The organism is Binatus soli (SeqCode) (assembly GCF_050015535.1).
Taxonomy (GTDB): domain Bacteria; phylum Desulfobacterota; class Binatia; order Binatales; family Binataceae; genus Binatus; species Binatus soli.
On sequence record NZ_JBEKBF010000016.1, the window covers coordinates 57052 to 71807 of the forward strand.

At 62.7% G+C, this 14756-nt stretch carries 14 protein-coding genes and 2 tRNA genes; 5 read left to right on the forward strand and 11 right to left on the reverse strand.

The window, feature by feature from the left end; genetic code table 11:
* Positions 1–21 precede the first annotated feature (21 nt).
* The 4 genes from ABR989_RS13325 to ABR989_RS13340 form a co-directional block, all read right to left on the reverse strand.
* A complete protein-coding gene (locus ABR989_RS13325; RefSeq protein ID WP_428129368.1) occupies positions 22–747 on the reverse strand; it encodes a zinc ribbon domain-containing protein in 726 nt (241 codons plus the stop codon).
* Positions 748–854: 107 nt separating this feature from the next.
* A tRNA-Ile gene (locus tag ABR989_RS13330) sits at positions 855–930 on the reverse strand.
* Positions 931–1029: 99 nt separating this feature from the next.
* Positions 1030–2871: a DNA primase gene (dnaG, locus tag ABR989_RS13335; protein ID WP_428129371.1), complete on the reverse strand. Its 1842-nt coding sequence runs from the start codon at positions 2869–2871 to the stop codon at positions 1030–1032.
* A complete protein-coding gene (locus ABR989_RS13340; RefSeq protein WP_428129374.1) occupies positions 2871–3575 on the reverse strand; it encodes a glycerophosphodiester phosphodiesterase in 705 nt (234 codons plus the stop codon). The genes dnaG and ABR989_RS13340 overlap by 1 nt, the downstream gene beginning before the upstream one ends.
* A gap of 233 nt (positions 3576–3808) precedes the next feature.
* Between ABR989_RS13340 and ABR989_RS13345 the strand changes: the two genes are divergently transcribed.
* The 5 genes from ABR989_RS13345 (at position 3809) to ABR989_RS13365 (ending at position 7136) form a co-directional block, all read left to right on the forward strand.
* Complete coding sequence (locus ABR989_RS13345) at positions 3809–4750, forward strand: 50S ribosomal protein L11 methyltransferase (protein ID WP_428129376.1); 942 nt, start codon at positions 3809–3811, stop codon at positions 4748–4750.
* The gene (locus ABR989_RS13350; RefSeq protein WP_428129379.1) at positions 4714–5517 is read left to right on the forward strand and encodes an RsmE family RNA methyltransferase; all 804 of its coding nucleotides are present in this window, start codon (positions 4714–4716) and stop codon (positions 5515–5517) included. Before ABR989_RS13345 ends, ABR989_RS13350 begins: the two co-directional genes overlap by 37 nt.
* Positions 5501–6481: a glutathione synthase gene (gene gshB, locus ABR989_RS13355; protein ID WP_428129381.1), complete on the forward strand. Its 981-nt coding sequence runs from the start codon at positions 5501–5503 to the stop codon at positions 6479–6481. The genes ABR989_RS13350 and gshB overlap by 17 nt, the downstream gene beginning before the upstream one ends.
* A gap of 75 nt (positions 6482–6556) precedes the next feature.
* A tRNA-Phe gene (locus ABR989_RS13360) sits at positions 6557–6632 on the forward strand.
* A gap of 189 nt (positions 6633–6821) precedes the next feature.
* Positions 6822–7136, forward strand: coding sequence for a hypothetical protein (locus ABR989_RS13365; protein WP_428129384.1), 315 nt, complete (start codon positions 6822–6824; stop codon positions 7134–7136).
* 79 nt (positions 7137–7215) lie between these two features.
* Here the strand turns inward: ABR989_RS13365 and ABR989_RS13370 are convergent, their stop codons facing one another.
* The 7 genes from ABR989_RS13370 to guaA all read right to left on the reverse strand — a co-directional run bounded on the left by ABR989_RS13370 (position 7216) and on the right by guaA (position 14725).
* Positions 7216–7647 carry a hypothetical protein gene (locus ABR989_RS13370; protein WP_428129386.1) on the reverse strand — a complete coding sequence of 144 codons (432 nt, stop codon included), beginning with the start codon at positions 7645–7647 and terminating at the stop codon, positions 7216–7218.
* Between the two features lie 116 nt (positions 7648–7763).
* Positions 7764–8546, reverse strand: coding sequence for an RMD1 family protein (locus ABR989_RS13375; protein WP_428129388.1), 783 nt, complete (start codon positions 8544–8546; stop codon positions 7764–7766).
* A gap of 93 nt (positions 8547–8639) precedes the next feature.
* Positions 8640–10076 (reverse strand): heavy metal translocating P-type ATPase, encoded by a 1437-nt coding sequence (locus tag ABR989_RS13380; RefSeq protein WP_428129535.1) that lies wholly within the window; start codon positions 10074–10076, stop codon positions 8640–8642.
* The gene (locus tag ABR989_RS13385) at positions 9958–11043 is read right to left on the reverse strand and encodes a P-type ATPase actuator domain-containing protein (RefSeq protein ID WP_428129391.1); all 1086 of its coding nucleotides are present in this window, start codon (positions 11041–11043) and stop codon (positions 9958–9960) included. The genes ABR989_RS13380 and ABR989_RS13385 overlap by 119 nt, the downstream gene beginning before the upstream one ends.
* A 24-nt stretch (positions 11044–11067) precedes the next feature.
* Entirely contained in the window at positions 11068–11670 is a 603-nt protein-coding gene (gene clpP, locus ABR989_RS13390) for an ATP-dependent Clp endopeptidase proteolytic subunit ClpP (RefSeq protein WP_428129394.1), read from the reverse strand.
* A 76-nt stretch (positions 11671–11746) separates the two neighbouring features.
* Positions 11747–13192 carry a glutamate--tRNA ligase gene (gltX, locus tag ABR989_RS13395; protein ID WP_428129397.1) on the reverse strand — a complete coding sequence of 482 codons (1446 nt, stop codon included), beginning with the start codon at positions 13190–13192 and terminating at the stop codon, positions 11747–11749.
* A gap of 3 nt (positions 13193–13195) precedes the next feature.
* Positions 13196–14725, reverse strand: coding sequence for a glutamine-hydrolyzing GMP synthase (gene guaA, locus ABR989_RS13400; RefSeq protein WP_428129400.1), 1530 nt, complete (start codon positions 14723–14725; stop codon positions 13196–13198).
* Between the last annotated feature and the right edge of the window lie 31 nt (positions 14726–14756).

Sequence of the window (14756 nt, forward strand, 5' to 3'; positions counted from 1 at the left end):
CGCCGCGGCTGAGGGGGCCTGCTACGAGCTCGGTTTCTCTGCCGCGTCCTCGTAGTACAAAACGCGCTGGCAGTTCGGGCAGAAATGTATCTGCAGATGCTTCTGGATCTCGTTGTACAACTGTGGCGGCAGCCGCATCCTGCATCCCTGGCAGGTTCCGCCCTTCGCCAGCGCAACCGCGACGCCCGCGCGCCGGCTGAAAATCATCTGGTAGCGCGCGAGCAGATTCGCATCGACATGCTCGGCGACCTTCTCGCGTGACTTGCGATGCTTGCTGATGTTGCTCTTGAGCTCTTCGACTTCCGCCGCGATTTCCTTTTCCGCCGCCGCCAGATCGGTGCGTCCCTTTGTGATCGCTTCGGTGAGATCCTTGATTCGCGCGGTCCGCGCGTCCGCGCCTTCCATCGACGTGAGCATCTCGCTTTCGAGCCGCTGATTGGTCTCCTTCAACGACTCGATCTCGTGGGTCAGCGCCTGCAATTCCTTGTCGTTGCGCACCAGCGTCAATCGCATCCGCTTGTTGCGGATTCTGACTTCGCCCTCGGCCAGTTCACGCTCAGCCTTTTTTCGGGCCGCGGTCAGTTCCTTGTCTTGTTCGGTCAGGCGTTCGAGTTCGGCCCGGTTGCTCTGGGTCTCATCGCGAAGTTGGTCAACTCGCCCGGCAATCGACGTCAGCGATTGCTCCAACTCTTGCAATTGCCGGTCGATGACCTGGAGGTCCATCAGCCGGTTTATCTCTTCACGCAATTCTTCCCTCCGTCAGGTTGTGCGCGTTGCGCAAAGTTTTTGTTCGACATCGTCATACGGTGACAAAAGCCGTCGGGCGGCGCCGCGGAAAACGGAAACGAATGGTATGGGCCCACCAGGATTTGAACCTGGGACCAGCCGGTTATGAGCCGGCAGCTCTGAACCTGGCTGAGCTATGGGCCCTCTGAAATGCATCAGGCTGCCCTGATGGTAGCAAGTTCGGGCAGAAGACTTAAGGGCTGACGGTCGGAACATTCGTTCAACTCATGTACACGCGTCCGGTCACGCGCCGCGGCCCTCGCGTCTGTGTGCGATCACGGCCTGCGCAGCCGCCGCCGCCTCGCCAGGTTCGGACTCGCGCGCCGACACTTCGGCTGCGCTCTGGCGCAGTCGCCCCAGTTCGCGCGCACGGCGGCGCCGATCGAGCGCGACGACGTAGTCGTTGACAAGCGCCCGGCATTTTTCCAGGTCATTGGGATTTTTCTGAGTGTCGTCGCCGATGTCATCGGTCAGCGGACCGACCGCAAACTCGCTGATTCGGCTTTGCTCCTCGGCCGACAGCCGCTCCGCGGTCCATTGTTCGAGGGCGGTATATGCTTCGTCGGTCCGGCACAGGTCGGCGAGCACGCCGCCCAGGCGGACCTCCTCGAAATTCGCCGTCGCGCCCGACTGTGCAATCTCGGCGCGCAGTTCCGGATGCAACAGCGCAATCGCGACAAGTCCGATCTCGGCCTTCGAGCCGGCGTCACCGCCGCCCGGCGTGGCGGGCCGGTTCTCGGCGCCAGCCGCGACCCCCGCGCGCGAAAACCGCGACGGCGTCGGTCGTGATTGCGGACCGCGCGCCTCTTTGCGCAGGACTTCCTCGCCGATCGAGAGCAGGTCGGCGGCCTTACGCGCCAGCAAATCGAACTGAAACGGATCACCGACCAGCTTGAGCATCTCGGCGACGCGCTGCGCCGCCCGCGCCCGCTCGGCGATCGATCCGCGCGCCTCGCCGGCCTGTTCGCTGAGAAAATAATCGACCAGCAACTCGGATTTGTCCGCCAACTCCGCGAATGCGGCCGCGCCGCGCTCGCGAATGAACGTGTCGGGATCGAAACCCGTCGGAATAAAAATCCCCCGGCCCAGCAGCCCCGCCTGCAAAAAAATCTCCAGCGCCCGCATCGAGGCTTTGCGCCCCGCCGCGTCGCCGTCGAAGCACGCGATTACATTTTTCGTGTATCGGCTAAGCGCGCGCAACTGCTCGACCGTCAGCGCCGTGCCGCATCCCGCCACCGCTTCCTTAAACCCGGCCTGCCACAGCGCAATCACGTCGAAGTAACCCTCGACGATAATCGCGCGGTCTTTTCCCGCCGGCGCATTCAACGAAAACGAAATCGCCTGGCGCGCTTCGAACAGTCCGTACAGAGTTCGCGCTTTCGAGTACAGCGGCGATTCGGGCGAGTTGATGTACTTGGGCAAGCGCGCATCGAGCACGCGGCCGCCGAATGCGAGCACCCGCCCCTGCGCGTCGCGAATCGGGAACATAACGCGCGCGCGAAACATGTCGTACGCACCATCGCCGTCTTTCCTGACCAGCCCGACTTTCACGCCCGCGTCGCGCAGTCCACGCCGTTCCAGCGCCTTGGCAAGCGACGCCGGCCGGTTCGGCGCAAATCCGATCATGAACGCGCGCGCCGTCTCGACGCTGATGCCGCGCGATTTCAGGTAGTCGCGCGCGAGCGCTCCGTCGGTCGAGTTCCACAGCACGTGGGCGAAGAATTCGGCGGCGACCTCGCCGGCTTTGAGCATCGCTTCGCGCTCGCCTGCCGCCGGTCCGGATTGATCGTGCTCGGGTAAAGTCACGCCGTACTTGCGCGCGAGCGAACGCACCGCTTCGGGAAACGTCAACCCCTCGACGCGCATTATGAAATTGAAAACGCTGCCGCCCGCGCCGCATCCAAAGCAATGAAAGAATCCGCGCTCGGCATTCACCGAGAACGACGGCGTCTTCTCATTGTGGAACGGACACAGCCCGACGAAGTTGCGCCCCGCCCGCCGGATACGCACGTGCGCGCCGACAATCTCGACGATATCGGCGCGCGAACGGACTTCCTCGATCTTGTCGTCGCCGAAACGTCCCATCAGCCGCCCACCACCGTCCTCAACCGCTCGGGATAGTTCGTCATGATGCCGTCAACCCCGCATTCGATGAGCGCCCGCATTAGCACGTCCGCATCCACCGTCCAAGTGTACACCTTGAGGCCGCGCTCGTGCGCCGCCTTGCACAGATCGGATGTCACCATGTCCCAGCGCGGATTGATTGCATGCGCGCGCATCGCAACCGCGTTCATCATCAGGTCAACCGGCTTCTCGTCGGCAAGCAGACCAACGCGAATGTTGAAATGCAGCTGCTGGATTTTTTTCAGATATTCCCACTCGAAGCTCGACACGATGCTATCGCCCAGTGCATTGCGCGCCTGCATAATCTGCGCGACCTGATGCTCGAGGCCGGCCGCTTTGAGCTCGATATTGAGCCCGCACTTGCCGCTCGTGGCGGCGAACACTTCGTCAAGCGTGGGAATTCGCGCGCCCTTGAACGGGCCGCCCTTGAACTTCGCGCCCGCGTCCAATCGCTTGAGCTCCTCGAGCGTCAGCTCCGCGACTTCGCCCTTGCCATCGGTCGTGCGCTCGACGGTATCATCATGAATCACCACTATCGCGCCGTCGCGGCTGAGCTGAACGTCCAGCTCGCACATGTCCGCGCCCGCGTCGATCGCGGCGCGAAACGCGCACACCGTGTTCTCGGGAAAAGTACCGCTCGCCCCGCGATGGGCAATGTTCAGCACAGCCCGCCTCCACCACGTTGGAACAATTGAAGTCTGATAATGATGCGAGTTTACGCGTTCGTCGAGCGCAGGCGCAAACGCGTCCGCTTCATCTTGTCAACAATCTTCGCGCGAATCGGACCTCATCGTGCCGCCTCGCAGAGAGGCAGAACGGTCGGCATCCAAAAACCGTCCCATGAGCAATCCCCATTGTAACCGTGGTATTCCCGGGCCAAAGTCAAAGGCCGGGGAATATGCAACGCGCAGCCGCATCCAGGCAAAGTTACACCAGGGCGATCTTCCGCACCCACGCGCACCTCGCGGATGAAGCCGCGGGAATCCTCGTGGCGGGCGGCGCCATCGGATGCGCCGTCGCCGGGATGAAGTTGCCGCGGGCGCGCGAGGATAAAACCGTCGCGCTCGAAGCGTACTTCGACCGGATCTCCACGACCGAGCTGTTGCGGCTCAAACTCATGATGGAGCAGGCCGGAATGCTGGCTGACGCCGCGCGCGACAGCACCGGCCACGGCGCTCGCGATGGCAGCGTGAGGAGAATCGTCGATCCGGGATGGTCCACGCTTTGGATGAAACGGTTTGGGCCGTTTCGCGTCGGGCGGCGAATGCTGATCGTACCGCCGTGGAAGCGCGAGAACGAGCGCGGCCGAATGACCATTATCGTCCAACCCGCGCGGGCTTTCGGCACCGGGCATCATCCCACGACGGCAGGCGCTCTGCGCGCGATCGAATCGCTGATAGGCGCGCGCGCGCCGAAGTCGATGCTCGATGCCGGCACGGGCTCGGGAGTATTGGCGATCGCGGCGGCACTGCTCGGCAAGCGCCACGGTTTCGAGCGCGAAATAATCGCAATCGATATCGATCCGACGGCGTTGGAAAACGCGCGTGCCAATGCGCGCCTGAACCGCGTGGAAAAATCGATCCGATTCTCATCGGTGCCGCTCGCTTCGATTCATCGCCACTTCGATCTGATCACGGCGAATATTCTGAGCCACACATTGATCGAACTCGCGCCGCATCTGAAGCGACTCGTCGCGCCCGGGGGACGATTGATCCTTGGCGGTTTTCTCGCCGACGAGGCCGACGAAGTGTTGGGTCACTATCGGTCGCCGCTGCGATGTCTCAGCCGCAAGACGCATCGCGGATGGACGACGGCCGTGATGGCGCGGGCGCCACGCTGATGGGCGTTTCGTTGCCGCCGCGTTTTTCGATCGCGCGCGCGCCGGACGCGGCCCGCCTCGCGCACGTCGAGGGCGCGGAGTTGCATCACATGCGCACGGTCCTGCGGCTGGCCGTCGATGCGCGCGTGTCGTTGCTCGATCCTGCGGGCGTCGAGCATCGGGGCACAATCGAGCGCTACGAACGCGACCGCGCCGTAATTCGCGTCGAATCATCGTCATCGCAGTCGCCTTCGCCCGCCCGAGCTCGAATCATTCTGGCCGCCGCAATCGTCAAAGGCCCGCGAATGGATTTCGTGGTCGAGAAGGCGGCCGAGTTGGGCGCATCGGAGCTATGGCCGATCGTCTGTGCGCGCGGATTGGTCCGTTTGCCGGGAGCGGATCGGCTGGCGCGATGGGGCAGGCTCGCGATCGCCGCCGCAAAGCAGAGCCAGTCCCCGGCCGCGATGGAAGTGCGATCGCCGATCGGCGTTGACGGCATGGTTCGCGCCGTGGCGCCCCGGACGCTCGCCGTAATCTGTGCGAAGGGCGGCGAGCCGCTCGCCGGCGTGATTCGACGCTTGCGTCCGCGTGCGATATTGATAGCGGTTGGACCGGAGGGCGATTTCGACGATGAGGAGCGCGCGAAAGCCGCGAACGCCGGATTCGTCGCGGCCGGACTTGGGCCAAATCGCCTCAGGAGCGAGACAGCGGCGGTGGCCGCGGTCAGCATAGCGGCGGGGTTACTTCACGATGCGCAAGGGTCAAGCGAAGATGCCGAAACGGAATAAAAGGGTGGCGCGCAAGTTCGCGTTCGTCATGGACCCGCTGGAACGGGTTCTGGTCGACAAGGACACGACGTTTGTGTTCATTCTCGAGGCGCAATTCCGCGGCCATGAAATCTATGTCCTCGGGATTCGCGACCTTTACGCGCGCGGCCCGAATGTGATCGCGCGGGCGCGGCAATGCGAGGTGACGCGCGGGAGTCCTCATCACCGGTTCCTCGACGAGGGCGCCGAGTATCCGCTGGAGACTTTCGATGCGATCTTCATGCGCAAGGATCCGCCCGCCGATGCGGCTTATCTCTACGCCACGATGCTGCTTAGCCTGGCCGACAGCCGGCGCACGTTTGTAATCAACCATCCGGCCGGCCTTCGCGAAGCCAACGAAAAGCTCTACTCGCTGAATTTTCCCGACGCGATTCCGCCGACGCTCGTCACCTATGAAATTCCCCGCCTGAAGGCTTTTCTTGACGAACAGGGCGGCGAGATGATCGTGAAGCCGCTGGACGGACACGGCGGCGAAGGCGTGTTCCTCGTCACGACCAGGGATCGCAACCTCGGCGCGATTCTCGAGACGGTGACGCAATACGAGTCGCGTCCAATCATGGCGCAGCGCTATATCCCTGAGGCTCGCAACGGCGACAAGCGGCTGATCGTGCTGGACGGAGAACCTCTAGGATGCACGCTGCGGGTGCCGCGCGAGGACGAGCATCGCGGCAACATCCACGTCGGCGGCACTTGCGTCAAGGCGCCGATCACGGCGCGCGATCGCGATATCTGCCGGATGCTGAAGCCGCGCCTCGAGCGCGACGGGCTGTACTTTGTCGGGCTCGACATCATCGGCGACTACCTGACCGAGGTGAATGTGACGAGTCCGACCGGAGTGCAGGAGATCGACAGGCTCGACGGCGTGAATCTGGAAGGCCGGGTGATTGATTTCGTCGAGTCGCGGGTGGCGGGCCTCAAGCGATGAATGGGCCGTTGCAAGGCGCGGCAATCATCGGTACGAATGATGGTTCGCTTCACGGCGGACGTGACCAAACACGGTGGGCAGGTAGCTCAGTCGGTAGAGCAAAGGACTGAAAATCCTTGTGTCGAGTGTTCGATTCACTCCCTGCCCACCAACCGACTCGTATGCCGTCGGCAGCTTGACCGCATTCGCGTTCTTCATTCTGTAGATTTTGCGAGGCAGCCACGAATTGGGGCTAATCGGGCCGAAGCTTGCTGATCCTTGGCGATTTTCTGGCCGCCTTGAAACTGCCACTATCGATCCGTCGTATTATTCTCGTGAGGCTATCCAGGAGGCACCAGGAATGAAACTTCGAACCATATTCGCCGCCGCAGCACTGACAGCCGTCTTCGCCGCTGCGCCGGCGGTTTCACATGCGCGCAACTACGGTGATTGGGACAACCATCACGTATGGCACGACGCGCGCTGGTGGCACGAACACCACCCCGCATGGGTCTGGCACCATCATCCCGAATGGGTCAAGGTGTACCCCCAGTGGCGCGCCGTCGACGGCGACTGGGACGAGCATCACGTATGGCGCGACCGCGGTTGGTGGTTCGACCACCATCCGGAATGGATCCACAAACATCATCCGGACTGGGTGCGATGGCGTGACTAACGAGAGTTAGTCTGGTGAGATCGTAGCCGACACGGCAACTCCTGGCGGTTTGACGGGGACCGACGCTTTTTTCGCGGCGTCACGAGCCGTGGGAGCGGGCCGGGCCGCGCTGACGCGCGCCGTTTGCATGTTGCAGACTCGACAGCGGGCGATGGCGGCGCATCTGGAAACGCCGCGACGGCAGATCGGAGATTGTGAGAATCTGCAGGCGCGCAAGCAGGCAACGCGGCTCGATGCCAAGCGCAGCGCAAAGATTGTCGAAGCTGAAAATATCCGCGCGTCTGGCGACGGCCGCACCGCCCCCGGCTTCGAACCAGTTTCTGACCTCGATGAAGTCGCCGCGGCGCTCGCCGTCCTTCGCGTTCACGTTTCGCAGGTAGCATCGAATCGCGTCTTCCAGAACGGCCAGCAAAAGTTTCAGTTCACCCTCGATGATCTCATTTCGCCTGACCAGATCGACGTACTGTCCGGGTAGGAGGAGTCCGGCGTCGATTCCCTTTTCGTATGACATGACATGTCCCCGATGATGCATGGGGTCGCACCAGCGCGAGGCTAAAGTTCGCGCGGCCAGGAACCTACCAGACCAGTGTTTCGGCAATATGAATTCGGAGGCCGCGAAAACGCCTACTACGTGAAGTGAATGACGCCCAAGATTATTTCCAGCAAAATCAGCAGCGCGACAACGACTTCGAGCAATACCAGGCGGCGGTCGCGGGCGACGTCCAGGACCAGAACCAGCGAGTCCTGGATGCTTTGCAGCTTGCTGGTCAGCGCAGCGTAACGATCGACGAGATCGAATTCATCGCGCAGGTCGTCGTAGATGAGGTCCATCGCGGGGTCTTCCCATGCAGCGTCGGGCTTGTCGAGCAGATGGAGCACGGCGAGAACTTCGGTGCGCGACGAAATCGCTTCGCCGATGAAGCGATGCAAGGGCGTAATCCGATACGGCACGGTGCCGTGCGACGCCATCCGATCGACCAACTGTGCGGTCCGCGCAAAGAGGCTGTCCACGATTCGCTCGTAGTATTCCATCGCCGCGCTCTGAGCGACCGTCAGCGCGACGATTTCTGCGCGTTGGGAAGTGAGCTTGTCGACCCGCAGCATCCCGCCGGAAATTCCGATCGGCGCGGCAGGATCCTCCAGCACGGAGTAATCCTCGCGAATGATCCGGGTGGTGAGTTTTGGCATGGCGCGGGTGAGGCGTGCGAATATGCGTTCGCGCTGTTCGACCGGAACGTCGTGCGAGACGATGGCGCCGAAGGGAAAGACGTAGAGGCCGCCGTCGGGTTCGATCGGCACGAACATTTCGAGCGGCGATATCCTGGCCTCGGGAAAAGCGGGCGCTATCTGGCGGAGCGAAAAGTTTTCCTCGAAAGCTACCGCGTAGAATTGATGAACCCGGCTCGGCATTCGTATCCTCCCGGCTGGAAGCTGGCTCGATGCCCACCCAATTGCCCATAGTCGCAGCCCGATGGGCCCGATGAAAGCGGTCGTGTGTATGTGCTAGGCGGCGTCGCGCATGGGCGCATCGCAATGCTTGGGTACATCGGCGACACCGCAGTCGGGACCCATCCAGCACACCAGCCTGGTTTCGTGGCCGACGCGTTCAGAGTGCATCGGGCGATTGCAATGCGTCGGCATCGCGGTCTCGAAGCCGCATTTTTCGCATTTTAATTTCGTTGCCATTGCGATCTCCTTCTTTTCAGGGACCTCGCTGCGCGCTTGTGGCGGAGTCGAGGAACTCGGTGGAGCAGCGCCCGGCACTGCTTCGATTTCGGCGCGCACTGCCCGCAATTTTCGCGGGCCGGTTAAATTGAGCAGTAGCGCGTTGCTGACGACGCTGACGCTCGACAGCGCCATCGCAAGTCCGGCAAGGGCGGGATTCAGCATGATTCCAAACCGCGGATACAGAACGCCGGCCGCGATCGGAATTCCGAGCGCGTTGTAGAAAAACGCCCAGAAAAGATTTTGCTTCACCTTGTTCAGCGTCACGCGGCCGAGCACGAGTGCGCGGACGATGTCGTACAAGTCGTCGCGGGTGAGCACGACGTCGCCGGTTTCCTTGGCGGCGTCGGTGCCGGAGCCGATCGCGATTCCGATGTCCGCGGCGGCAATTGCGGGCGCGTCGTTGATTCCGTCGCCGACCATCGCGGTGAACAGGCCGGAGTCCTGGTACCGCTTGACGAGCGCAATCTTGTCCGCCGGCATCAGTTGCGCATGGAACTCGTCGACTCCCAATCGAGCAGCGACGGTCTTTACGACTTCAGCGTTGTCGCCGGAAATCATCACCGTGCGGATGCCCATCCGATGCAGCGCCGCGATCGCGCCGCGTGCCTCGGCCTTGACCGGATCGCGGAAAGCAAGCACCGCCGTCACCTTGCGATCGATCGCGAGAAACAGCGGCGTCGCCGCAGATGCTGCTATGCGAGCCGCCTCGTCGCGGGCGCGAGAATCGACAGCGGCGCCGGCCTGCGTCATCAGCCGGTCGTTGCCAAGCGCGATCTGTTTTCCGTGATGCTCGGCTGTAACGCCCAGGCCCGGTATCTCGCGTGAGTTGTCGGGAGTGAATTGCGGCGCGAGGTTTCGCGTTTGCGCGCTGGAGGTGACGGCTCGCGACAGCGGATGAATCGATCCGGCGGCGGCGATCGCCGCAAAGGACAGCGCACTATTCTCGTCGCCGTCGAGCGCGACGACCGACTCGAGTTCCGGCCGGCCGACCGTCAGCGTGCCGGTTTTGTCGAACAGCATGACCCGGATTCTCGTGATCAGTTCGAGGGCGGATGCCCGCTTGAACAAAATCCCCGCGCGCAGGCCGAGCCCGCTACCGACCATAAGCGCAGTCGGCGTCGCCAATCCCATCGCGCACGGGCATGCGATCACCAACACGGCGGTCATCGCAGTCAACGCCATCACGAGACTCGGGCCGAACCACATCCACACAGAAAAGGTGAGCGCCGCGGTCACGATCACCGCCGGCACAAATCGCGCGCCGACGCGTAATCGCAGCGGCGGTGTTCAGCGTGCCGCCGGAGACCTCATCGCCCGCCGACTTGTCCGCCGGCATCGACTCGCCCGTAAGCATCGACTCGTCGATGGCGCTGGCGCCGGTGACGATCACACCGTCAACCGGAATTCTGGAAGCGGGCCTGACCAGCACGATGTCGCCGACGGCCAACTCGGAAACGGGCACGACGCGCTCCTTGCCGTCGCGCACCACAGTGGCAACGTCGGGGACGAGGGTCAGCAAGGATCGCAACGCAGCCATCGCGCGGCCGCGAGCGCGCGCCTCGAGGAATTTGCCAAAGCGAATAAAAAGGATCAGCTCGGCGGCAGTATCGAAGAATCGCGGACCCGCGAAGAAGATAGCGGGAAACGTGGTAAGTATTGAGTAGAAGTAGGCGGCGCTGATGCCAAGCGCGACCAGCGTATCCATGTTTGCGGTGCGATTGCGTGCGGCGCTCCATGCGCCGCGGTAGAAGGTCAGGCCGGCGGTGAACATCAGTGTCGTGGCGGCGACGAGCGTCGCGATGCGCGCGGCGCTGCTCTCGCGATGCTGCAAATACATGACGACTGCCGTGCCAATCGCAGTGCAGACTACCCACTGCAGGTTGCGGCGCGCATCCTGGCGATCGAGAGCGGATTCGCCCGCGCCAATGCTGTTCGACTCGGCGATCGCGCTATAGCCGGCGGCCGCGACCCTCGCCTCGATTTCACCGGCAGCAAGTTTGTCGCTGACGCGCGCGGTGAGCGTTTCGGCGGCGAAATTTACATGGGCGTCGATGACGCCGGGAACCGGCGCGACGGCGTTTTCGATGATGCTCGCGCAATTCGCGCAATGCATCCCGCGAATTCGGAACCGTTCGATCTTTTGGTCAGCCCGGCCTTCGAGGTTATGTTGCGCGTCCATGGCCAAGCGCAGGCCGGGCCTCGGCTAGAGCGAGGCCTTGAGCGGCCGGCCGGAAATCACTTCGTCGATAAGTCCGTATTCGACTGCCTGCGCCGCGGACATGAAGTTGTCGCGGTCGGTATCCTTCTCGACCTTCTTGGCATTTTGGCCGGTATGATGAGCAAGGATGTTGTTGAGGATTTCGCGAAGACGCAACGCCTCGCGCGCGTGAATCTCGATATCGCTCGCCTGTCCCTCGAACCCGCCGGAGACCTGATGAATCAGTATCCGCGAGTGCGGCAGCGCGTATCTTTTGCCCTTGGCTCCTGCGGCCAGCAGCAGAGATCCCATGCTGGCGGCCTGCCCCACGCATAGCGTCGAGACAGGAGGCTTCACGAATTGCATCGTGTCGTAGATAGCCAGGCCGGCGGTGACCGATCCGCCCGGCGAGTTGATGTACATGTTTATTTCGCGCTCCGGATCCTCGGACTCGAGGAACAGGAGCTGCGCGGTGACCAGGTTGGCAACGTCGTCGGTGACGGTCCCGCCCAGGAACACGATCCGGTCCTTGAGCAATCTCGAAAAGATATCGTAAGAACGCTCGCCGCGGCCGGTCTGCTCGACTACGTAGGGCACAAGTACACTCATGCTACAAAGGTACTATGTGGATGAGCAGCGGGAAAGTGCCGGGCAGCGGATCGCAGTGACCAGGCGCGCTGTTGGTTCAGGCAGGCTGCTCAATTAGGCGGACGGCGGCGTTCAGGCGATCGACGGTGCGGCGTTTACCGAGCACCGCGATCACCTCGTAAATCCCGGGGCTGACGGCGCCGCCGGTGAGCGCGACGCGGACCGGTTGCGCGAGTTGCCCGAGCTTGAGGTTGAATCGCGCGAGGACCGATTCGAAAACCGCCTGCACCGACGCCTCGGAGACCTCGCCCTCGATCGATTCGAGCTCCGCAGCCAGCGCCCGGATTGGTTCCGCGATTTCCGGCTTCAGGAATTTCGCCGCCGCTTTCGAATCGATCTCGATCTCGTCCTTCAGGTAGAACGACGCAAAGTCCACCAGCTCGACGAGCGTCTTGGCGCGCTCGTGCAGGGTTGCGACCGCCTTTTCGAGCCACGCGTCGTCGCCCGGAATCGGCCATCCGCGCCTGGCGATGAATGGCTTGATCTCAGCCGCCAGCCGTGGGATCGGCCGCTCCTTCAGGTAATGGAAATTGAGCCAGAGCAATTTCTCGGCGTTGAATACGCCGGCTGATTTTCCGCAGGCCTCGAAGCCAAAATAACTGATCAGTTCGTCCTTGGAGAAAATTTCCTGGTCGCCGTGGGACCATCCAAGGCGCGCCAGATAGTTCAGCATCGCCTCCGGGAAATAGCCGTTCTCGCGATAGGCGATCACCGAAGTCGCGCCGTGGCGCTTTGACAGTGGAGACCCGTCGGGCCCCAGCACTTGCGGCAAATGTGCGAAGGCTGGCGGCGTAAACCCGAGCGCGTACGCCATCTGCATCTGGCGCGGGGTATTCGAGACGTGGTCGTCGCCGCGAACGATGTGCGTGATGCGCATGTCCACGTCGTCGAGAATGCTCGCGAAGTTGTAAATCGGCGAGCCGTCCGAACGAACAATGATAAAGTCGTCGAGCTCGGTGTTCTGAAAGACCATCCGGCCCTTCACGAGATCATCGACGACCGTCTCGCCAGCCAGCGGCATCGCGAACCGGATCGTATAGTTGCGTCCGGCGGATTTGTCGGGCAGCGCCAGATCCGCTGGAAAGCCGAGCCCGCGGCATTTGCGATCGTAAACGGGCCTGCGACGCTCGCGCTCGGCCTGCTTGCGCCTGGCGTCGAGTTCCTCCGCCGAGCAGTAGCACGGATACGCCTTTCGCTCGCGCAGCAATCTAAGCGCCGCTTCACGATGCCGCTCGACTCGATTGGTCTGAAAGTATGCCTCATCGGGCGGACCTTCGTCCCACTCCATCCCGAGCCACTTCAGGTCCGCGAGGATTTCGTCGAGCGACTGCTTCGTCGATCGTTCGCGATCGGTGTCGTCGATGCGCACGATGAACTGCCCGCCGTTGTGCCGCGCGTAGAGGTAGGCGAACAGCCCCGAGCGGACGTTACCGATATGCAGCGAGCCGGTCGGGCTCGGCGCGAAGCGCGTGCGAACCGTCACCTGTCACTCCCACTCGATCGTCGCGGGCGGCTTTGACGTGATGTCGTAAACGACGCGGTTGACGCCCTTGACCTCGTTGGTGATACGGCTGGACACGCGCGCAAGAAACGCGGGATCCAGGCGCGCCCAATCCGCCGTCATGCCGTCCATCGACTCGACCGCGCGAATCGCAATCACGCTTTCGTAGCTGCGCCCGTCGCCCATCACGCCCACGGTCTTGAGCGGCAGCAGCACGGCGAATGCCTGCCATAATTTGAGTCCGAAGCCCGCCGTCGCCGTTTCTTCCATCACGATCGCGTCCGCGCGCCGTAACAGATCGAGCCGCTCGCGCGTGACCTCGCCGACGATTCGCACTGCAAGCCCGGGGCCGGGAAACGGTTCCCGCTCGACGACCTCCGCCGCCAGCCCCAGCCGCCGGCCCACTTCTCGCACTTCATCCTTGAACAACTCGCGCAACGGTTCGACCAGTTCCAGGCGCATCCGCTCCGGCAATCCGCCGACGTTATGATGGCTCTTGATCATCGCCGACGGTCCCTTGAACGAGACCGATTCGATCACGTCCGGGTAGAGCGTTCCCTGGCCGAGAAATTTCGCGCCCTGAACGACTTCCTCGGATTCAAACACGTCGATGAAAGTATGTCCGATGATGCGCCGCTTTTGCTCGGGGTCGAGCACGCCCGCCAGTCGCGACAGAAAAAGATCGGACGCATCTGTAACCTTGAGACCGATCCCGAGCTGGCGCGCGAACGTATTCTCCATCCGCTCGCGCTCGCCCGCGCGCAGCAGGCCGGTATCGACGAACACGCAATGCAGCCGCGAGCCGATCGCGCGATGTATCAGCGCGGCCGCCACGGAAGAATCGACGCCGCCCGACAGTCCCATCAGGACCTTGTCGCTCGGCCCGACCTGCTTGCGAATCTCCGCGAGTTTCGTCTCGACAAAATTCGCCATCGTCCAATCGCCGCGCTCGCCGCAGATCTTCAGCACGAAGTTGCGGAGCACCTGCGTGCCGCACGGTGTGTGCACGACCTCGGGATGAAACTGGATGCCGCGGATGCGCCCGGCGCGCGTCTTGAACGCCGCATAGGGCGAGTTGTCGCTGTGTGCGATCGCGCATAGCGTGCCCGGAATCGTCTCGACCCGGTCGCCGTGACTCATCCAGACGCGATGCTCCCGCCCGCTGAGCCCTTCGAACAGCACGTCGTCGCCGTCGATCACCAGCGTTGCGGGTCCGTATTCGCGCTGTCGCGAGCCCACGCTGCGCGCCCCCATATGCTGCGCGATCACGTACAGGCCGTAGCAGATCCCAAGCACCGGACAGCCAAGATTGAGCACCTCGTCGGCGATATCCGGCGCATTCTGCTCGTAGAGACTGGCCGGTCCGCCGGAAAGAATTATCCCGCGCGGATTCATCGCGCGGATTTTTTCGGGCGCGAAGTTGAACGGATGGATTTCGCAATACACGTTGGCTTCGCGCACGCGGCGCGCGATCAGCTGCGTGTACTGGCTGCCGAAATCGAGAATCAGGATCACTGAATCCGCTCGACCATTGCTTGAAAGATCA